The organism is Endothiovibrio diazotrophicus (genome assembly GCF_054657215.1).
The window spans coordinates 1-20,100 of sequence record NZ_BAAHXB010000026.1; the positions used below are offsets into that span (position 1 = coordinate 1).

General features: G+C 68.7%; 12 protein-coding genes. All 12 read right to left on the minus strand.

Annotated features, from left to right (window positions below; genetic code table 11):
• Positions 1-121 precede the first annotated feature (121 nt).
• Entirely contained in the window at positions 122-3,781 is a 3,660-nt protein-coding gene (locus ACYQ2W_RS08985; RefSeq protein WP_459865435.1) for a response regulator, read from the minus strand.
• A gap of 3 nt (positions 3,782-3,784) precedes the next feature.
• A complete protein-coding gene (locus ACYQ2W_RS08990; RefSeq protein WP_459865437.1) occupies positions 3,785-4,690 on the minus strand; it encodes a diguanylate cyclase domain-containing protein in 906 nt (301 codons plus the stop codon).
• A 268-nt stretch (positions 4,691-4,958) separates the two neighbouring features.
• The gene (locus ACYQ2W_RS08995) at positions 4,959-5,117 is read right to left on the minus strand and encodes a hypothetical protein (RefSeq protein ID WP_459865439.1); all 159 of its coding nucleotides are present in this window, start codon (positions 5,115-5,117) and stop codon (positions 4,959-4,961) included.
• Positions 5,118-5,274: 157 nt separating this feature from the next.
• Positions 5,275-5,853, minus strand: coding sequence for an electron transport complex protein RnfA (locus ACYQ2W_RS09000; protein WP_459865441.1), 579 nt, complete (start codon positions 5,851-5,853; stop codon positions 5,275-5,277).
• A 146-nt stretch (positions 5,854-5,999) separates the two neighbouring features.
• On the minus strand, positions 6,000-6,650 hold the full coding sequence (rsxE, locus tag ACYQ2W_RS09005; RefSeq protein WP_459865443.1) for an electron transport complex subunit RsxE: 651 nt from the start codon (positions 6,648-6,650) through the stop codon (positions 6,000-6,002).
• Positions 6,651-7,008: 358 nt separating this feature from the next.
• Positions 7,009-7,662: an RnfABCDGE type electron transport complex subunit G gene (locus tag ACYQ2W_RS09010; protein WP_459865445.1), complete on the minus strand. Its 654-nt coding sequence runs from the start codon at positions 7,660-7,662 to the stop codon at positions 7,009-7,011.
• A 69-nt stretch (positions 7,663-7,731) separates the two neighbouring features.
• The gene (locus tag ACYQ2W_RS09015) at positions 7,732-8,769 is read right to left on the minus strand and encodes an RnfABCDGE type electron transport complex subunit D (protein WP_459865447.1); all 1,038 of its coding nucleotides are present in this window, start codon (positions 8,767-8,769) and stop codon (positions 7,732-7,734) included.
• Between the two features lie 368 nt (positions 8,770-9,137).
• The gene (rsxC, locus tag ACYQ2W_RS09020) at positions 9,138-10,478 is read right to left on the minus strand and encodes an electron transport complex subunit RsxC (protein WP_459865449.1); all 1,341 of its coding nucleotides are present in this window, start codon (positions 10,476-10,478) and stop codon (positions 9,138-9,140) included.
• 362 nt (positions 10,479-10,840) lie between these two features.
• The gene (locus ACYQ2W_RS09025; RefSeq protein WP_459865451.1) at positions 10,841-15,376 is read right to left on the minus strand and encodes a 4Fe-4S binding protein; all 4,536 of its coding nucleotides are present in this window, start codon (positions 15,374-15,376) and stop codon (positions 10,841-10,843) included.
• Positions 15,377-15,440: 64 nt separating this feature from the next.
• Positions 15,441-16,274, minus strand: coding sequence for an RnfABCDGE type electron transport complex subunit B (locus ACYQ2W_RS09030; protein WP_459865453.1), 834 nt, complete (start codon positions 16,272-16,274; stop codon positions 15,441-15,443).
• Between the two features lie 323 nt (positions 16,275-16,597).
• Entirely contained in the window at positions 16,598-19,045 is a 2,448-nt protein-coding gene (locus tag ACYQ2W_RS09035; protein ID WP_459865455.1) for a ferredoxin, read from the minus strand.
• A gap of 95 nt (positions 19,046-19,140) precedes the next feature.
• A complete protein-coding gene (locus ACYQ2W_RS09040; protein ID WP_459865457.1) occupies positions 19,141-20,094 on the minus strand; it encodes a thiamine pyrophosphate-dependent enzyme in 954 nt (317 codons plus the stop codon).
• Between the last annotated feature and the right edge of the window lie 6 nt (positions 20,095-20,100).

Sequence of the window (20,100 nt, forward strand, 5' to 3'; positions counted from 1 at the left end):
CCGCCGGGCGGAGTAGATCGACGCCCGTCCGGCAAGGCGCGCAAGGGGGCGCATACCCGTTGTATGCAACCCTTTGCGCAACGCCGCCGGGCGGAGTAGATCGGCATTCCAAAACAGGAAGTTATTCTTTCGCGGGCCCTAACCCGGCGAACTGCTCCGCGAGCACGGCGCTGGCGGCGGTGAAATCGAGCCGGTTCACCGCCTTCTCCAGCCGCGCGAACGCCTCCTCCGGCAGGTGGGGCCGCAACTGCGCGCAGCGCTCCAGCGCATCCAGGGAGTGGCGCTTCAATAGCTGGTCCAGCTCCGTGGCCAGCGGGTGAGCCTGCTCCGGAGCGGCCACGGCCTGTGCCGTTTCGACCGACTCCCCGTCGAGCCCCGCAAGCACCTCCAGAAGCGACCCCAGGCGTCTTTCGAGCGTCTCTACCGCGGTGTCCAACGGTGCGTCTTCTTTCGCCAGCGCCTCCAGTTCGGCGGCGGCCGCTCGCACCGGCTCGATGCCGAGGGCGGCGGCGGCCCCCTTGATCGCGTGGGCCTCCAGCCTTACTCGCTCGCGCTCCCCTGACTGCCAAAGGCGGATGATCGGCATTGCGCCTTCGGAGTAGCTGTCGCGAAAACCGCTCAGCAAGCGCCGGAAAGCGGGCCAGTCGCAGTCGATCCGCTTCATCGCCCCGACCACGTCGATCCCCTCCAGGGGCGGCGGTCTCTCCGGCGCCTGCCCGCGGCTCGGCGAAGCCTCCTCCTGCGGAGGCCGCTCGGGCCGATCCGGCGGGCCGATCCAGCGCGCCAGGGTGCCGAAGAGCTGGTCGCGATCGACGGGTTTGGCCACATGGTCGTTCATGCCGGCGGCGAAACAGGCGTTGCGGTCCTGGGTCATCGCCGCCGCACTCATGGCGATCACCGGCAACTGCGCCCAGGAGGACTCCCGACGGATTCGGCGGGTCGCCTCCAGACCGTCCATCACCGGCATGTGGATGTCCATCAGCACCGCGTCGAACGATTGGAGACGCAGCAGCTCCAACGCCTCCTCGCCATTGCCGGCCACGGTGGCGGCGATCCCCGCGCTCTTCAGGATATCGCGGGCCACCTGCTGGTTGATCGAGTTGTCCTCCACCACCAGTACCCGCGCCCCCGCCAAAGGGCGGGCCAACGCCCGCCAATCACCGCTCGGCGGGTTGCGCACCTCCTCCACCACGGCCCCCTCACGCGCGGTGACCACCGCATCCATGATGTCGGAAGGGGTATACGGTTTCTCCAGCACCGCGGCGACCGGCAAGGAGGGGGCGGCACGCGTCAGCCGATCCCGCGAGTGGGCGGTGACCATGATGACCACCGGCGTCGGCGACCGTCCCTTGTCGACGGCGTGTTCCGCGATTTCGCGGGCCGCGGCCACCCCATCCATGCGGGGCATCTCCCAATCCATCAGGATCAGGTCGAACGGCCCCTGCTCACGCGCCGCGGCCAGCGCCTCGACCCCGTCCGCCGCGGTGACCACCGTCATCTCCCACGCCTCCAGCATCTGGGCGGCGGCCTGCCGGGCGCTCGCCACGTCGTCCACCACCAGCGCCCGGCCTCCGCGCAGGTGGAGCGGCGACGTCCGTTGCTCGGCGGAAGGCCGCTCCAGATGAACCGTGAACAGGAATACGCTCCCCTCTCCGGGGGCGCTGCGCACCTCCATCACCCCCCCCATCTGCTCCACCAACCGGCGGCTGATGGTCAACCCCAGACCGGTACCGCCGAAACGCCGGGTGATCGAGCTGTCGGCCTGGGTGAAGGGGGTGAAGAGCCGCAGCCGCTGCTCCTCGGTCATGCCGATACCGCTGTCGCGCACCTCGAAGCGCAGATCCACCCCTCGCGCCGCCAGGGCCGCCACCTCCACCCGCAGTTCCACCTCGCCACGATCGGTGAACTTCACCGCATTGCCGAGCAGGTTGTTCAACACCTGGATCAGCCGCAGCGGATCGCCGACCACCTGCAGCGGCACCCGGGGGGAGACCCGATAGACCAGCTCCAGCCCCTTCTCCTCGGCTCGGTTGCCGATCATCCCGGCGCTCTCGTTGAGCAGTTGATCGAACTGGAATTCGACCTGGTCGAGCTCCATCCGCCCCGACTCGATTTTGGAGAAGTCGAGCAGGTCGTTGACGATCCCCAGCAGATGACGGGACGAGCGCTCGATCTTGCCCAGGTAATCCGCCAGCCGCGGCTCCGCCTCCAGCTCTCGCGCAAGCTGGGTGAAGCCGATAATGGCATTCAGCGGCGTGCGGATCTCGTGGCTCATGTTGGCGACGAAGGCGCTCTTCGCCCGGCTTGCCTCCTCCGCCGCCTGACGTCCTTCGATCAACGCCTGCTCGGCGGCGCGGGAGACGCTGACGTCATTGGCAATGAGCAGCAGGTTCCGCTCGCCGCCACTGGCGAAGGGAACCAGATGGCACTCCACCCACACCTCGCGGCCGGAGACACTCTCCAGGCGGCCTTCGTGGTGGCGTGGCTGTCCGCTCTCCAGCGCCTCCCGGGCCTCTTCGAGCAACCCGCCCGCGCGCCAGGCATCGACCCGACGAAAATTCCGCACCCGCAGATGCGCCTCTTCCGCATCGACCATCCGCGCCAGGGCGCCGTTGGCGAACAGGCACTCGCCGTCGGCCCGGTAGGCGGCGATCCCGACCGGTGCTTCGGCCACCATCATGTGATTGAGTTCATAGAGTTCCGCCACCTCCGCGGCCGAGCGGGCGAGCGCCCGCTCGGTGCGCGTCAGCCAGTAGGCGCCGACCGCAAACAACCCGAGCAGCAGGGCCGCGGGCGGGGCGAGGCGACTCACCACGGCGTTGCGGGCGGAGACCAGCGCCTCGTGGCCGACATGCGCCACGACCCGCCAGGCGTATCCCCCCCCCGTCCCCTCCCGCCCCATCGCCGGATGCTCGCCGATCTCCAGGGGAAGGACGGTACGGTAGGTCCACAGCCCCTGCGCATCCTCGAACTGCCCGCGGCCGCCGGTGCCGATCCGCTGCCAGGCTTCGGGGTGACGCCGGCCGAAGGTCTCGTCGCGGCCGAACATGAACCCCCACGCCTCATCGGCCTGCGGGCTGCGCAGCCAGTAGCCGTCGCGATTGAGCAGCGCAAGGTGGCCGCGGATCCGCTCGCCCCCGCGATCGAAGGCCTCCAGCAGATCGCTGCCGGCGTAGTTGATGAGCACGATACCGCGCTTGACCCCGGCATGGTCAGCCACCGGCGTGGCGAGCCGGAGCATCGGCCGGTAAGGCACCTCCACCTGGTGGTGCTCGACGTTCAGGTCCAGCGGCGAGACGAACAGCTCGCCCGGCGCCAGGCGGAAGGCATCGGTAAAGTAGTAGCGGTCGCTCTTGTCCTGGAGCTCGGCGGCCGGCACCACCCGCGGACCTCCGTCCACCCAATCGACCCGCACCCGCTCCCGGCCCTGCTCGTCGATCCAGCGCAACTGCTGGTAGACCCGCTTGTTGAGGGAGAAATTGCTGAAGTCGTTGGCCAGATGGGCGAGATTGGCCGGCGTCGGCGCCTGCAGAGCGGTACGCAGGGAGCTCTGGTTGGCGAGCACGAAAAGGTCGCGCGACACCCCGATCAGCCGCTGTTCCAGCGCCCCGGCCGCCAAGCCGACACTCAATGTGTCGGCCGCCCGCAGCTCGCTCACACGCTTCTCGAGGTCGGCGCGTCCCGCGAGCCAGACGGCGCCGAGCACCACCAGGGCGACCGGCAGGAACAGCGCCAGGAAACGGAGCAGCGGATAATTGAGCGAGGAGGGCCCGCGGACCATGGATCAACCGAAAACCGCGTTGCGGCCCGCCGCCTTGGCCTCGTAGAGGCGACCGTCGGCCTCCTCGATCAGCGGCTCCGGCGGCGTATCGCGGGCCGGCACCCGGCAGGCGATGCCCTGGCTCAGGGTCAACGTCGCCGCGGTGGGTGAATCGGCATGGGGGATCGCCAGCTCCGCCACCGCGGCGGAGATCCGCTCCGCCACCCGACGCGCGCCCTCCAGATCCGTCTGCGACAGCAGACAGACCATCTCCTCGCCGCCGTAGCGGGCCACCAGATCGCCGGGCCGGTTGACCTGGCAGGCCACCGCGCCGGCCACTTGGCGCAGACAGTCGTCCCCCGCCTGGTGGCCGTAGTGATCGTTGAAACGCTTGAAATGGTCGACGTCGATCATGATCACCGATAGCGGCTCTTCCATCCGGGCGCAGCGCTTCCACTCCAGCGCGAGGCACTCGTCGAAACGGCGGCGGTTCGCCAAGCCGGTCAAGCCGTCCATGAAGGAGAGCGTACGCAGCAGATCCCGCTGCCGTTTCAGCTCCACGTGGGTACGCACCCGCGCCTTCACCACCGGCGCGTTGAACGGCTTGGTGATGTAGTCCACCGCACCGACCGAGAATCCCTGCTGCTCCTCGTGGCTGTCGTCGCAGGCGGTAACGAAGATCACCGGGATCTCCGCGGTGTCGGCCTGCGCCTTGAGCCGGCGGCAGGTCTCATAGCCGTCGATCTCCGGCATCATCACGTCGAGCAGGATCAGGTCCGGCTGCTCGTCGCAGGCCAGCCGCAACGCCTCCAAGCCGCCGGAGGCCGCCAGCACTTCGTACTCTGCCCGCAGGTGCAGACGCAGGGCGAGGACGTTCCCGACCACATCGTCGACGACCAGGATCTTGGCGCGAGAGAGAGATTCCTGCATGGGCGCTTCACCGATGATTGGGATTGCGGGGCCAGGTAACGTCCTTGCGGGCTCATATAGCGAAATAGACTATAGAGAAAAAGGACTCTTCTCGAAAAGCCCCTTCCTTCCTCCCGTCGGGTCGCGGGAGGGAGTCATTTTCACGACTCGTCCGTGGAGCTGTTTCGAAACGCCGATCCGTATTGGACGTCAGCGCGCCAACCGGGATCGAGTTGCTCCAAAAGATCGACGAGCTGACCGCCGGGTGATCCGGGAGACACCCTTGACGTCACGAATCCCTCTTCCCACAAGCGCCGTTGCCGCAGGCGCCGCAGCCGGGGCGGAAGGGCTCCTTCTTGGACGGGTCCTGTTTGGCGAGCCAGAGCTGGAACACCATCCAGCCGCCGCACAGCGCGGTGATTCCGAGGAGGGCGAGGAGTTGGGTCATGGGATTAACGAACCAGGTTAAGGGTCAAAGGTAAAAGGTTAAAGGAAAGAAGGACCGTGCCATCCAACAGACGTCATCGACCACCACGCCGACGGTGGCCGGAAGCACGCCAAACGAAGGCCCTTTGACCTTTCACCTTGAACCTTTCACCTCGCTTTCACGCCGCGCTGAACAGCCCCGCGAACCCCATGAACGCCATCGACAGGACGCCTGCGACGATCAGGTTGAAGGCGGTGCCGCGGATCAGCGCGGGGACGTTGGAGAGTTCGGTCTCCTCGCGGATGCCGGCCATCAGCACCATCGCCAGGGTGAAGCCGGCGCCGGCGCCGAGGGCGAAGACCACCCCCTCCCAGAAGCCGTAGCCGCGGTTGGTGGCGAAGATCGCCAGACCGAGAATCGCGCAGTTGGTGGTGATCAGCGGCAGGAAGATGCCGAGCGCCTTGAACAGCGACGGGCTCAGCTTCTTGATCGACATCTCGATGAACTGCACGGTGGAGGCGATCACCACGATGAAGCTGATCAGCCGCAGGTAGGGGGCGTAGATCAGCACGTAGGTGTTGAGGAACCACGCGCAGATGGCGGTCACCACCAGTACGAAGGTGGTCGCCAACCCGAGCCGGAACGAGGTCTCCAGCCGCCCCGACACGCCGAGGAACGGACAGAGGCCGAGGAAGTAAGCGAGGACGAAGTTGTTGACCAGCAGGGCGCTGATGAAGATCCAAACGAGATTATCCATTGCCCGACTCCTTGTGAGTCGAAAAAGGCTCCTGGCTACGGGCACCAGGCACCAGGTAAGAGGGCCGTGCTATTCGAACCCGTTCATCGCACATTTTGAGGACCATAATTAAGAACCATTCTCACACCTGAAGCCTGAAGCCTTCGTCAAACCCCTTCCCGCTCCGCCACCGCCACCTGCGCCATGAACTCCTTCTTTTTTTCCGTCGCCCAGTTGAGGAAGAGCAGGATCAGGCCGAGGGTGAGGAAGCCGCCCGGTGGGAGGATCATGATCACCCACGGCTCGAAGTGGGCACCGAACAGCGGGACACCGAACAGCGAGCCCGTGCCGAGGATCTCGCGCACGCTGCCCAGCGCCAGCAGGGCGATGGTGAAGCCGGCGGACATGCCGACCGCGTCGACCACCGCGTACTTCACCCCGTAGCGCGAGGCGAACGCCTCCTGGCGGCCGAGGATGATGCAGTTGGCGACGATCAGCGGCAGGAACGCCCCCAGCTCCTTGTGTACCGCCGGCATCAGCGCCAACAGCGAGTAGTCGACGATGGTCACGAAGGTGGCGATGATGATCACGTAGAGCGAGATGCGCACCTGCTTCGGCACCCAACGGCGCAGCGAGGAGACCAGGAAGCTCGATCCCACCAGCACCAACAGCGTCGCCACCCCCATCACCAGGGAGTTGAGCGCGGTGTTGGTCACCGCCAGCGTCGGGCACATGCCGAGCACCTGGACGAACACCGGGTTCTCGCGCCACAGGCCCTTCATCAGCTCTTCGTAGGTATCCAGCTGTTTCGTGCTCATTGGGGGGAAGGCTCCAGGCTCCGGGCTTCAGGCGTCAGGCAAGAGGGCCGTGCCAGTCGGTTGTGGATTGCGGACGACAAATGGTCTGTCCTCCGGAAAGACGGACACTTGGTAGGGTGTGCCGACGATAGGAGGCGCACCGGTTTCGAAGTGGTGCGCCTCGTTCCTCGGCACACCCTACGCCCGCTCTTCACGCCGAAGACACCCCGCACCATGAATTCAGATCTACATCCAATCCGCATCACTCGATAACCATTCAATCTCGCGCCCAACAGGAAGACGCCAAACCAGGACCGCGACCGTTACGCTACCACGGCCCCCACCGGAAGCCCGGCGCCTGAAGCCTGACGCCTTCTTCCTATTCCAACGCCGGCTCATGCCCCGGCGGCGGCAACCGCTTCTCCCAGCGCAGGCGCGCCTCGTTCATGATCCGCACCACCGCCTTGGAAGAGATGGTGGCACCGGTGATCGCGTCGATCTCGTTGGGCGAGGACTTGGTCCCCTTCTTCACCGCGACGATCATCGGGTCCACCGAGAGATCGTCGAAGTTGGCGACGAAGTCGGCGTCCTTGTAAATCTTGTCGCCAAGGCCGGGGGTCTCGCGGCTGTCGAGGATCACCATGCCGACCATCTTGCGCTGGTCCGGCAGGTAACCGAAGAGCAGGCTGATGGTGTCCTGGAAGCCGGGACCCTCGCCGGGCACGGCGTAGCCGACGAAGTGGCCGGCCTCGTCGTAACCGGCGTAGACGCTGCTCTCGCTGTCGCCCTGCCCCTTCTCCGGCACCAGCTTGCCGTCGCGGTACTCCAGCCGCTGCATTTGGGTCACGCCGGGCAGCACCTTGAACACCGCCTCGCGCAGCTCGCGCGCCTTGTTCGCCTTGATCGTCGGCATCGTCCCTTCATAGACGGCGATGATGCCGAGCCCGGAGAGGAAGCCCGCCAGCGCCAGGGCAAAGACGAGGACGAAGCTGCTCGGCTCCTTCTCGGGCACAATCTTGATGGTATCGGTCATATCGAATTCTCATCCGCAAATGAACGCAAATAAACGCGAATCAGCAGGAAGCCCTCTTCACATTCGCGTTCATTTGCGTTCATTTGCGGACCCCTCTTGTATCCCCCGCCCGAACACCCGCGGCTGGGTATAGCGGTCGATCAGCGGCGTCGCCGCGTTCATTAGCAGGATCGCGTACATCATCCCCTCCGGGAAGCCGCCGAAGACGCGGATCAGCACCACCAGGAAACCGACGCCGAGGCCGAAGATCACCGCCCCGCGCGGGGTCACCGGCGAGGTGACCGGATCGGTGGCCATGTACAGGGTGCCGAGCAGGAAGCCGCCGGAGAAAACGGTGAAGAGCGGACTCGGGTACTTGTCGCCGTTGACCAGGAAGAGGATGGTCGAGAAGACCACCGCGGCGACCGTGATCGCGGCGGGGATGCGCCAGTCGAGATCGCGCCGCCACCACAGATAGAGCCCGCCGAGCAGCAGCAGCAGGCCGCTGGTCTCGCCGAGGGAGCCGGAGGTGTTGCCGAGCAGCAGGCGCAGGAACTCCGTGCCCTGGTGCTGGAACTTGAGCAGACCGAGCGGCGAGGCCTCGGACATCGCGTCGTAGACCGGCGACATGAAGGGCGCGGCGAGCACGCTCGCCGGCACGTCGAAGAAGCCGCCGGGGCCGGCCGCCGGCGACCAGGTGGTCATCGCGATCGGGAAGGTGCCGAGGAGGAAGGCGCGGCCGACCAACGCCGGGTTGAAGACGTTCTGGCCAAGGCCGCCCCACATCACCTTGCCGATGCCGATGGCGACCACGCTGCCGACGAAGGCCATCCACATCGGCAGCGCCGGCGGCAGGGTCAGGCCGAGGAGCAGGCCGGTGAGCGCGGCGCTGTTGTCGCCGAGCGCCATCTTGCGCTTCTCGGGCGCGGTGAAGGCCCATTCGGTGGCCACCGCGCCGGCGATGCTGGCACCGAGCACCAGCGCCGCCTTCAGGCCGAAGAACCAGAGCGCGGCGAGCACCGCCGGGGCCAGCGCCACCCACACGTCGCGCATGGCGGTGGGGGTGGTCATGCCCTGGCGCAGCAGCGGCGCGGGTTGGACCAGGAGTTTGGGATCTTTCTTTTTCATGGACGATGTCTGATTAGGCTCCAGGCGTCAGGCTACAGGCGCCAGGAAAGAGGGAGTGGCATTGAGGCAGGTGCCGCACTCGACGATCACTGCAATTCCAACAAAACCATTCAACATATCGAGTTTCCAAGGACTTCCAACACTCCACCACCCTCTCCTCTTCACCGGGAGCCTGACGCCTGTAGCCTGAAGCCTTACCCCCGCCACAAATGATTCTCGGCAACCTATAGGGCGTGCCGTGCGCGCCGATTCGGCCTCTCCGTTACCCACCCCGTAGGGAGGGGTGGGCACGGCATGCCCGTTACCGTCGCCGTGCAAACCCTTTCGATCGGTTCATTGCCCACCGCCGACGGCGGGCGCGACCCGCCCTATACGCGGCGCCGGAGGTTGTCCTTGGCGGTGCGGATGTGCTGCACGATCGGGATGTTCGAGGGACAGGCGTAGGTACACGCCCCGCACTCGACGCAGTCCATCACCTGATACTGGTCGCGCATCTCCTCGAAGCGGCGCGCCTTGCCCAGCCGCGCCAGCCGCGAGGGGTTGAGGAAATAGGGACACGCCTCCAGGCAACGGCCGCAGCGGATGCAGGCGTACTCCTGACCGAGACGGGTCTCCGCATCGGTGAACGCCAGGATGCCGGAGCACCCCTTGAGCACCGGCACGTCGAGGCTCGCCGCCGGCGCGCCCATCATCGGCCCGCCCATGATCACCTCGCGGGTCCCCACCTTGAGCCCGCCGCAGAACTTGAGCACGTCGCGCAGCGGGGTGCCCAGCGGCACGATCAGGTTGGCCGGATAGGCCGCGCCGGGGCCGGAGACGGTCACTACCCGCTCGATCAGCGGCATGCCGTGGTCGAACCAGTCGGCGATCGCCACCACCGTGCCGACGTTGTTGACCGTGATCCCCAGATCCCGCGGCAGCTGACCGGCCGGAACCTCGCGCCCGTAGACCGCGCGGATCAGCATCTTCTCCGCCCCCTGCGGATACTTCATGGGGAGCGAAACCACCGAGATGGCGCCATTGTTGCCGATCCGCTTGCGCAGGATCTCGATGGCGTCGGGCTTGTTGTCCTCGACGCCGATGGTGGCGTGACTCGCCCCCAGCTTGGCCATCAGGATCTCGGTACCGCGCAGCATCGCCTCGGGGCGCTCGACCATCAGCCGGTGGTCGTTGGTCAGATAGGGCTCGCACTCCGCCCCGTTGATCAGGATCTCGTCGATCTTCAGGGTCTCGGGGATCGAATACTTCACGTGCGCCGGGAAGGCGGCGCCGCCGAGACCGACGATCCCCGCCCGCTGCACCTCGGCGATGAACTCGTCGATGGAGAGCGCCGCCCAATCCTTCGCCGGCTGGGGATCGAGGCGCTGGGTGGCGTAGGGATCGGCCTCGATCTCGATCGCCGGCTGGAAGCTGCCGTCGGTGTAGCGGTGGGGGCCGACGTTGACCACCTTCCCGGTCACCGGACTGTGCAGGCAGGTGGAGAGAAAGGCGCCGGCCTCGGCGATCAGCTGGCCGCGCTTGACCGCGTCACCCGCCTGCACCACCGCCTTGGCCGGCACGCCGATGTGCTGGCCCAGCGGCATCACGTAGCGCGAGACGAAGGGCACCCGCTGGATCGGCAGATCGACGGTGGCCTCCTTCAGGCCTTCCGGGTGGACGCCGTGGTGGAAGCTCTTCTCGATGGAGAGTAGGGAGGAGAGGAAGGACATGGATTCAGGCTACAGGCTTCAGGTACCGGGCTTCAGTGAAGAGGCGGCGGATTTCGCGGCCGCAACGGAATGCATCCTCACCACCATCACCACGGTGAGCATCGTGAAAATCTCCTGCATCGGTTTCAACCACATTCTTCCTATTGTCTTTTGCACGTCACCCTTTTTTGGGAGACGCTTGGAACGGAACACTCATCGACGCCTTCACGCGGCAGCCTCCCCGTAGGGCGGATTAGCGCTAGCGTAATCCGCCGAATCGAAGCTGCCTCCGGCGAAGGTGCCCTCGTTCCCGGCGGATTACGCTAACGCTAATCCGCCCTACGAGCTGCGCACGAACCGCGGCACGGCGGGCGCGGCCCGCCCTATTGGTAACCTGCCAGCGACATCAGACGTTGCTTGATCTCCGCCGCCATCTGCCCCTGCATGCCGGCGGCCTGATCTCCGAGCTTCGCCTCGTATTCGGCGCGCTGTGCGGCCAACGCCGTCTGGTGCTCGGCGGCGACCCGCTCTTCCGCCTCGCGCTGCACCCGCTCGGTGAACGGGGTGACCAGGCCACCCAGTTCCTGCAGGGTGCGCCAGGCGTGCTGAAGGCGCTCGGTCTGGACCAACAGCTCGCCGCTCACCCGATAGCGTTTGCCGGTCAGCTCGACATAAGGGGTGCGTTTCTCCCGCGCCTTGGCATCCAGCGCGAGCCACGCCGATGCCTCGGCGGGGCTCGCCGCATCATCGGCCAGCGGCGCGAAGTGGGCGGCGAAGCGGGACTCCCCGGCGGCCCAGTGGACCGGCAGCAGCGCACCGCCCTCCCCCGCCGCCCACGGCTCGCAGGCATCGGGGTTGCCGTCGAGGTCGAGACGGGAGCCGAACACCCCCTTCCCGCTCGGATCGTAACGGAACAGCGGGAAGGCGCGGCTGGCCACCGCCTGACGCGCCCGCGCCACCGCGCCGTCGGCGGCGAAGCCGTGGCGGGCGGGGCTCGGCGCATGGACCCGGATCAGCGCCGGCCCGGTATAGCGCAGCGCCCGGCGCAGGCTCTCCCGGTAGTGATCGGCATCCCCGATGCTGGTCTGCGCCACGAAGCCGTTGCGCTGGGCCAGCGCCATCAGCCCGAGATCGCTGCGCGGATCGTTGAGCGTACCCAGCGGTCGTGCGGCCACCCCGCGGGTGTCGAGCCCCAGCTCCAGCTCGCTCAACACCAGGATCTTCACCGGCAGCCCGGAGTTGAGCAGCCACGCCACCTGGGAGAGCCCGCGCCCGCCCAGCTCGGCCTCGTTGCCCATCAGGATCAACGGCGGACAGACCCGCTTTTGCTCTTCGGTCAGATCCGACCAGGCCAAGGGGCTAAGGGGCGAAGAGGCTAAAGGGTTCGTGCCCCCGTTCTGCCCCTTCGCCTCTTTGCCCCTTCGCCCTTCGCCCAACTCCTCCCGCGCCTGCTCCATCAACCCGATCGCCCGCAGCGCCACCGCCAGCTGCCCGGCGAGCACCCCCGCCGCCAACTGTCCGGCGTCGCCGGTCATGTCGAGCACCACCGGCGCCTGGAACGGGTTGTTGGGGAAGGCGCCGGCCCACTCGGCGACGCTGCCGGCGGCCACCGCCAGCCCGAAGCGGGCGCGGCCGAGGCCGTAGCGCCCCGCGGAGAGGCGCTGGTACTGATCGTTGAGGCCGCGGGCCAGCTCCACCAGCCGGCGCATGCGGGCGGTCTCCACCCCCTTCGCACCCTCGAAGGCGGAGAGGTCGATCTGCTTGCCGGGGGCGCCGCGCAGCTTGCGCTCCAGGGCGTCGAGGTCGTCGGCGGGCAGCGCCGCGGAGAGGGTGTCGCGCACCTTTTCGGTGATCCGCTCGCGCAGCTCCCCCAGCTCCAGGGTGAAGCGGTGGAGCAGCGGCTGCTGCTGGTACTCGGTTGCGGCCAGCGCCATGCGCAGGGCGATCTTCTCGCCGGAACCGGGCTCGGCAGGGTCGCCGCCGGCCATTGCCAGGGCGCAGTAGCGGGAGAGCTGGATCGCCGCCATGGCGGAGAGTTCACCCCCCTCGCGCAACCGCTCGATGGTCGCCGAGGCGGTGTCGGGGGTCTCCTGCCAGGTGCGCCAGAGGGCGCGGGCGGCATCGAGATGGGTACCCTGCTGCGGCTCGGCGATCAGCGCCTCCTCCGCGCAGAGGGTGACGCAGAGGCCGCACCCCTTGCAGGCGTCGGGGTTGATCGCCAGCGAGAGCAGCTCGCCGTCATCCTTCTTTACCTTTTCGCCGCCCTTGAAGAGGATTTCGGTCATCGCCAGGGGGAGCTGGCCGGCCCACGCCGCCAGCCGCTCGATGGCGGGCTGCACCGCGGCGAGGCGCTCCTCGGCGAGCGGCGCCTTCTCCTGGAGCCATGCCCAGGCGGCGGTGATCAATTCACCGGCGGCGGCACCGCGGAACTCCCCGGCGCGGCCCATGGCGCTGACCCGGCCGGCCAGCTTGGAGGCCAGCGGACGCAGCGGATCGCCCTTGGTCGCCTGGATGCCGGCGTTGACCAGCGCCGCCGGGGTGAGCGCCACCGCGCCGATGGCGCTGTCGGGGCAGGCGCTCCAGCACTCGCCGCAGCCGGTGCAGTGCTCGGCGGCGAAGCGCGGCAGCATCGAACGGCCGGCGCTGAGGTCGCGGAAGGTGGCGCTGAGCGGCGGCACCGCGCCGGTGGCGAGGTAGGGGTCGGCGGTGAGGCGGTCGGCCTCGCCGTCACGGTAGAGCACGCCCACCTGATCCCAGAAGCGCGGAAGGCTCTCATACGTCTCGTCGCTGCCGCCCAGGTGGCGGACCGCCAGCGGGGTCTCCTCCGCGGGGGCGGGAAGCGCCTCGGGAGCAGCAAGCGCCGCGTAGTCCAGCGACTCCACGGCATCGAATCCGGCCTCGAACTCGGCGGTGAGCAACCCACGCTCCGCCTCGTCGAGGGCGGCGAGACTCTCCTCGCGGGCGGCCACCAGCTTGCGGCGGCTGGAGTCGAGCCGCTCGCTCGCCACCAGCGCGGCGAACAGCGCACCCAACCGGCGGGCGCCGGAGCGCTCTACGGCGAGCGGATCGAACGAGTCATCCGGCTCTTCGCCGGCATCGGCGGCGAGCCGGTAGAGACGCAGCGAGCGCTTGGCGATCGCCTCGCGATTACGCGGGCCGAGGTCCGCCCACAGCGCACTCCCCTCCCCCTCGCCGCAGATCACCAATACACCGCCCTCCACCAGATCGGCGCAGAGGTCGGCGGCGGCCAGGCCCTCGCCCCCCGCCACCAGGGCCGCATCGACCGGCGCATCGTCGCCGGGGTAGCCGGGACCGGCCGGGGCGTGGATCAGGCGGTCGCGGCTCCACGGATCGCCGTCGAGGCCGGGACGGCCGCGGGTCATCCCACCGGCCAGCCGCTGCAACAGGGTACCGGCCTCACCGACCAGGGCGTGCGCCTCACCGCGATGGAAGATCGCCAGCGACAGCGCACCTTCGGGGCGCAGGTCGGTCGGCGTCGCGCCGCGCAGCCCCATCCCCGCCAGCGCGGGATAGGCGCGGCGCAGGCGGTCGAGCATCACCTGACGCTTGGGGTGTTCGGGGGTGTTGGCGTGGAAATCGACGCCGAGCACCAGACGGTTCGGCGCGCCGTCGCGCAGCCGGTCACACAGCGCCGCCAGGTCGGCGGCGCGCAGCGGCAGGCCGCCGCTGCCATAGCAGACCCGGTGCAGCCGCGGCCGCTTGGCCTCGGTAAGCGGCGGGTAGCCGGGATGGCAATCGGCACCGTGACGACCGTTCTCCAAGGCACGATCAAGGGCCGCGCGCAGCTCGCGGGCGAGCGGGCCGTCGTCGCCCAGGTGGGCCTCGCCACGCTCCATCACCGCCACCGCGGAGCGTCCGGCGAGCGCCTCCACCAGGGCGGCGCCGGGCGCCGGGCGCAGGCAGCGCACGCCGACCACGCCGAGGCGCTCCTTGTGGCGCCGGTCGGCGATCGCGCGGGCGCTCTCCACCGCCGCGCCCTGGAGCAGCAGCACCCGCTCCGCCCCCTCCATGCGATGGGTCCAGAGGCGGCCGTAGGGGCGGCCGGTGAGGCGGGTGAACTCGGCGAAGGCCTCATCCACCAGCGCGCCGACGTGATCGTCGAAGAACGGGCCGGCGGCGGTCGCGCCGAGGGCGAAGGCGGTGGTCGACTGGCGGGCACCGGTGAGCATCGGCTGATCGAGGTCGTGCCAGCGCGGCAGCCGGCGGCGACGGTCGCCGAAGAGCAGTTGCTGGGATGGCGTCGGCGCGTCGATCTCGTCGTCGGCGTCACCCAGGAAGCGGGCCACCAGCTCCGCGGCAGCAAGGCTCACCTCCTGCGGGGCGAGCGCGGTGAGTTCGTTGTCCTGGGCCACCGCCACCGGGCAGAGCGCCCGCTCGGCGATGCGGTGGGCGATCAGGGTGAGGTCCACCGCCTCCTGGACGTTGGCGGCGACCAGCACCACGCAGCCGCTCTCTCCGGCCAGGTGGAGCGCCTCGTGCCCGGTACCGGCGCTCTCTCCGTGGGCGGGCAGCGCGCGGTTGGTCAACTGCACCACCAGCGGCAGGTGGCGGCCGGCGGCGTTGGCGAGCAGGTCGACCGCGGAGGCCAGTTCCGGGCCGTCGAGGAAGACGCAGGCGCGCTGACCGGCCAGCGCGCGGCCCATGGCGGCGGCGAGCGCACCCCGCGGTCCTTCCGCGCCGTCGCTGGCCAGCGCCTCGCGCCGCCCCTGCTGCCAGCCGAGGCGGGCAGCGGCGAGCGCGCCGCCGAAGGCCGCCGCCTCGGCCAGCATCGCCTCGCTCACCGCCACCGCGGTATGGCCGTCGAGCACCCCGTCGGCGACGCCGCCGAAGGCGTAGTGGTCCTTGGCGCCGAACAGGCGGCGGTAGAGGCGGATGGCTAGATCGTTCAGTTTGCTCATGATTCGTAAATAAGGCTTCAGGTTTCAGGCGTCAGGCTCCAGGGAAGAGGTCGCGGTGGCGCCGTCAACCCGGCGCCTCCGACGACGCCTCGAATTGATTGCCGTCCAGCCACTGGATCGCCCCCGTCGGGCAGCGGTGGGTCGCCACGCTGGTGACCGGCAGGCCGCCTTCGTAGTCGATCCGCGGCAGGTTGTCCTTCATCGCGATCAGCCCCGGCACCGCGTCGGCGGCGCAGCGGCCGCAGGCGTCGCAGGCCACCGAACAGAGCGCGGTGGCGTGCTCGCCTTCCAGCGGCGTATTGCACTGGACGAACAGTTTTTGACTCAGCGGCACCACCTCGAAAAGATCCTTCGGGCAGGCCTCGACGCAGTCGTTGCAGGCGGTGCACTTGTCGACGTCCACCTGCGGCAGGCCGTTGGCGTTCATGGTGATCGCCTCGAAGGTGCAGGCCACCTTGCAGTCGGCCAGACCGAGGCAGCCCCAGGAGCACCCCTTGCCGCCGCCGGAGACGGTGGCCGCCGCGCGGCAGCTCTCGAAGCCGCGGTATTCGGCGATCTGATAGGCCTGCCCCTTGCCGCCGGCGCAGTGCAGGCGGGCGACCCGCTTCTCCGCCTCGCCGGCATCGACGCCGAGGAAATCGGCGATCGCCTCGATGTCATCCCCGCTAGCCACGGTACAGCCGGAGGGCTGCGCCCGCCCGGAGACCATCGCCTCGGCGAACGGCAGGCAGCCCGGCTCGCCGCAGGCGCCGCAGTTGGTCCCCGGCAGCATCTCCTCGGTGCGGGCGATGCGCGGGTCCTCCTCGACCTTCAACAGGCGATAGGCGACCGCGAGGATGATCCCGAAGAAGAGACCGATCCCGGTCATTACCGCCGGTGCCGTAAAAAACGAATTCATAACAGACGACGCATACCCGTGTTATGCCCTGCCCGTAGGGTGGATAAGCGCAGCGCATCCACCGAACGAAGCTGCCATGCCCTCATCTCTCACGGAGGTTTCCGGGCACCGATGAACCTTCACGCCCGCTGCCTCCGTTGTGGTGGATGCGCTGCGCTTATCCACCCTACGTGTCGCCGTGGAAATTCCCGAAACAGGGCGGTCGGTGCGTAGGGTGTGCCGAGGGACGAGGCGCACCGGGTTACGACCGGTGCGCCTCCTATCGTCGGCACACCCTACCCAACGTTCACCGTTCGGGGTGATCCAGGCGCCGCCCATGATCTTCAATTGAATGCGGCGGCGCGCAGGCGCAGCTCATCCAACCCGGCTTCCCCCGAATTCGTCGGCTGTCCCGGATGGATGCACTTGGAAGGACAGAGTTCCGCGGCCTCGACCAACTGGGCGTAGGTGGCCTGCTCGACGTTGGTCAGGTACGCCTGATTCTCGTCGTTGTAGACGAAGACCTGCGGGTTGACCTTCAAACAATCGTTGCAGCTGGTACAGAGCGGGGTGTCGATCCACGGCTCGTCGCCGCCGAGCGACTCCTCTTCCTGCTCGGCTTCGGCCTCCACCGGCTCCGGCTCGGACTCGACCACCGGCGCCGCGGGCGCCTTCGCCGCGCCGGCGGCGACACTCGGACGCGGCGCGCCCGAGGTAAAGTCCATACCCATCAGCACGTCGGTCAGGCGCCCCATCACCTCGCCGGCCGCCTCGGCGCGGGCCGCCTGGAGGGCCGCCTCGCACTCCTCGCGGATGCGCGCGATGTCGGCGTCGGCGGCGGCCTGGATCTCGGCGCGGGCCGCCTCCACCGCCAGCTCGACGTGGCGGTTCTTCACCCCCGCCAGCTCCTGCAGGGTGCGCCAGAAGTTGCGCCGGTCGCAGCAGGCGTGGACCAGGGTGCGCGAGATCACCGCCCGATGGAGGGTGCCGTCACGGCCCACCGCCCAGACGAAGGGGACCTGATCGTCCTTGCCATTGGCGAGGTAGTCGCCGATGGTCACCAGGTCGTCGGACTCGCACTCGGCCGGGACCTCGGCGTAGTGGTCGCGCAGGTTCTCCATCAGCAGGCAGTAGTCGGCGAAGGTGAAGGGGAGGTCCACCTCCACCGCCGACCCGCTCTCGTCCCGGTAGTGGAACGGGTGCAGCGGCCAGTCCCGCTCGGGTTGCGGGTTGCCGTCGAAGCCGACCCGCTCGGCGGCGGAGTCGCCGAGGCCGGGGTTGACCCGGAAGAAGGGGTGGACCCGCCCCTCCAGGGCGGCGCCGGCCACCAGCCAGGCGTTCAGCGCGCTCTGCCCGCCGGCGCCCTTCAGGCCGGTGTTGATCAGGTGGATGCTGGTGCGGGTGGCGCTCAGCGAGTCGAGGTAGCCGCGCAGCAGGTGGTCGTGGCGCGCCGCCGAGGTCTGCGAGACGAAGGCCTGGCGGTGGGCGGTGGCGAGGTAACCCAGCTCGGTGCGGAAGCTGCGGAAGGGGTCCTCGCCACGCCCGCAGCCGGGGTTGTTGTGGGACTGCACGCGGGCAAAGATCTGCACCGGGCGGCCGGAGTTGAGCAGCCGCGAGAAGGAGGTCATCCCCTCGCCGGCCAGCCGGTCGGCCCCTTCGAGGGCGATCACCGCCGGCACCAGCAGCAGCTCGGCGTGGGAGAACGCCTCCCAGCTGAAGTTGGCGAACCACGGATCGTGGATCGACGGGTCGTAACGATCCTCCAGCTCCAGGTCGGCGATGCGCACGGCGGCGAACACCGCCGCCAGCCGGCCCGCCTCGCGGTCGAACACCGCGGTGGCCTCGCCGCACGGGTCGTCGACGCCGAGCGCCTCGAAGCCGGGGACGCTCTGCAACCAGCTGTCGTCGACCAGTGAGCCCTTGTAGAGGATGCGCACCAGGACCGGTTCGTCGCGAAAGGCGCGCAGGGTGGCCAGCGCCTGCTCGATGCGCCCCTTGCGCTCGACGGACATCGCCAGCGAACCGCTGCTGTGATCCATCACCTTGGAGAGCGCCTCGGGGTTGAGGCGCAGGCCGGCGACGCCGACGCTGCGCTTCACCCGCTCGGGCGCCAGCGCCTCGGCGGACTTGCTGCGCTCCACCTCCAACAGCCGCTTGAGGCCGCGGATCTTCTCCTCCACCTCGCCGCGCAGGGCGGCATGGCGCGGGGCGGTGACGTTGCGGATGGTATGGATCAGCAGGTGGATCGCCGGATAGCGCTCGTAGCCGAGGAGCTGGTCGCCGTCGTCCACCGCGGCGAGCAGCGCGTCGAGCTCCTCGCGCAGCTTGACCCCGCTATCCCCCTCCAGTGCGAGCTGGGCCGCCAGCGCATCGGCGGCGGCGGTGAGCAGCGCCTTTGCGGGACGAGGCCCCTCCTCGCCCTGCAACCGTTCGCGCAGGTCCCGCTCGATCCACGGCAGGTTGTCGCGCAACAGGCGGGCGCCCTCGGCAACGGCGGCGCCGAGCCACGCCGACAGCGGGCGGGCCAGCCGCTCGGGGGTCAGCTCCGCCTCCACGTCGTGGATGCGGCGCAGGTAGAGCGGATACTCGTAGCGCAGCCGGCCGCTGTCGCGGTAGGGGGCAAGCAGCGCCGGCAGGCAGTCGGCGGCGACCGCCTCCAGCCGCTCCCGCGCCTCGGGGTTGCCGAGGTGGAAGTGGCGCAGGGTGCGCATGATCGCCTTGCTCGCTTCCGAATCGCGGGAGACGATCGGCAGGGAGGGGAGCGAACCTTGGGGTTGTACTTTTGCGTTCATAGGGATAGGGATCAGGGGTCAGGGATCAGGGACCGGTGGGCAGAAACCCGAAGCCGCGTAGCGGCCCCTGATCCCTGATCCCTGGTCCCTGATCCCTAGATTGCGAATTTATCCAGCGCCTTGTCGATCGCCGCCAGCTTCTCCTCGTTGGTCTTCTCCAACCCCTTGGCGGAGAAGTCCTCGTAGACGATCGCGTCGGGGTCGCGGTAGAGCAGCCCCATCGGGATCATCGAGGTGTCGCGGGCGAGCGCCATGGCGCCGAGCCAGTCGCTCGGGTCGTGCTCCCGCTGGTTGGGGAAGACCCGCTTGACCGCATCGTCCACCGGGATGCCGTCGGCGTGGGTGAGCAGCAGCATCTGCTCCGGGTTGTCCTGCATCGGCTTGCTGAACTCGTTGGAGAAGACCGGGCAGCGCTGGAGCACGCGGACGAAGCTGGTGCCGCGATGCTGGTGGGCGGCCTTGATGGTCTCGAACAGCAGCGGCGGGTTCCAGTCGGGCACCTGGGCGACGAAGGAGATGTTGGTGATGCCGAGCGTGATGGTCAGCGGGTTGAGCGGCGGCATCAACGCCCCCTTGGGGTGGGTGTTGGTGCGCATGCCGGTGGGGGTGGTCGGCGAGGTCTGCTTCTTGGTCAGGCCGTAGATGCCGTTGTCGAAGATCAGCACCACCATGTCCATGTTCAGGCGCATGGCGTGGATCCAGGGGCCGGCGCCGATGGAGAAGCAGTCGCCGTCGCCGGTGGCGACCCACACGTCGAGGTCGGGGCGGCGCGACTTGATGCCGTTGGCCAGCGGCAGGGCGCGGCCGTGGAGGCCGTGCAGGCCGTAGGTGCCGACGTAGTGGGGCATCCGGCTGGAGCAGCCGATGCCGGAGACGAAGACGCTCTTCTCCGGCTCCACCTGGGCGTCGCGCAGCACCCGGTGGGTGGCGTTGAGCACCGCGAAGTCGCCGCAACCGGGGCACCAGCGGGCCTCGCCGCCGGCATAGTCGCCGAGGGTGAAATAACGTTCGAAGACGTCGAGGGACCAGTCTGCTTTCAGTCCAAACATCGGGTG

Bases quoted from the DNA above. Each gene is read 5' to 3' on its own strand.
- ACYQ2W_RS09015 (WP_459865447.1), bottom strand. From the start codon at position 8,769: ATGAAAAAGAAAGATCCCAAACTCCTGGTCCAACCCGCGCCGCTGCTG.
- ACYQ2W_RS08990 (WP_459865437.1), bottom strand. From the start codon at position 4,690: ATGCAGGAATCTCTCTCTCGCGCCAAGATCCTGGTCGTCGACGATGTG.
- ACYQ2W_RS09030 (WP_459865453.1), bottom strand. From the start codon at position 16,274: ATGAATTCGTTTTTTACGGCACCGGCGGTAATGACCGGGATCGGTCTC.
- ACYQ2W_RS09035 (WP_459865455.1), bottom strand. From the start codon at position 19,045: ATGAACGCAAAAGTACAACCCCAAGGTTCGCTCCCCTCCCTGCCGATC.
- ACYQ2W_RS09000 (WP_459865441.1), bottom strand. From the start codon at position 5,853: ATGGATAATCTCGTTTGGATCTTCATCAGCGCCCTGCTGGTCAACAAC.
- rsxC (WP_459865449.1), bottom strand. From the start codon at position 10,478: ATGTCCTTCCTCTCCTCCCTACTCTCCATCGAGAAGAGCTTCCACCAC.
- rsxE (WP_459865443.1), bottom strand. From the start codon at position 6,650: ATGAGCACGAAACAGCTGGATACCTACGAAGAGCTGATGAAGGGCCTG.
- ACYQ2W_RS09010 (WP_459865445.1), bottom strand. From the start codon at position 7,662: ATGACCGATACCATCAAGATTGTGCCCGAGAAGGAGCCGAGCAGCTTC.
- ACYQ2W_RS09025 (WP_459865451.1), bottom strand. From the start codon at position 15,376: ATGAGCAAACTGAACGATCTAGCCATCCGCCTCTACCGCCGCCTGTTC.
- ACYQ2W_RS08985 (WP_459865435.1), bottom strand. From the start codon at position 3,781: ATGGTCCGCGGGCCCTCCTCGCTCAATTATCCGCTGCTCCGTTTCCTG.
- ACYQ2W_RS08995 (WP_459865439.1), bottom strand. From the start codon at position 5,117: ATGACCCAACTCCTCGCCCTCCTCGGAATCACCGCGCTGTGCGGCGGC.
- ACYQ2W_RS09040 (WP_459865457.1), bottom strand. From the start codon at position 20,094: ATGTTTGGACTGAAAGCAGACTGGTCCCTCGACGTCTTCGAACGTTAT.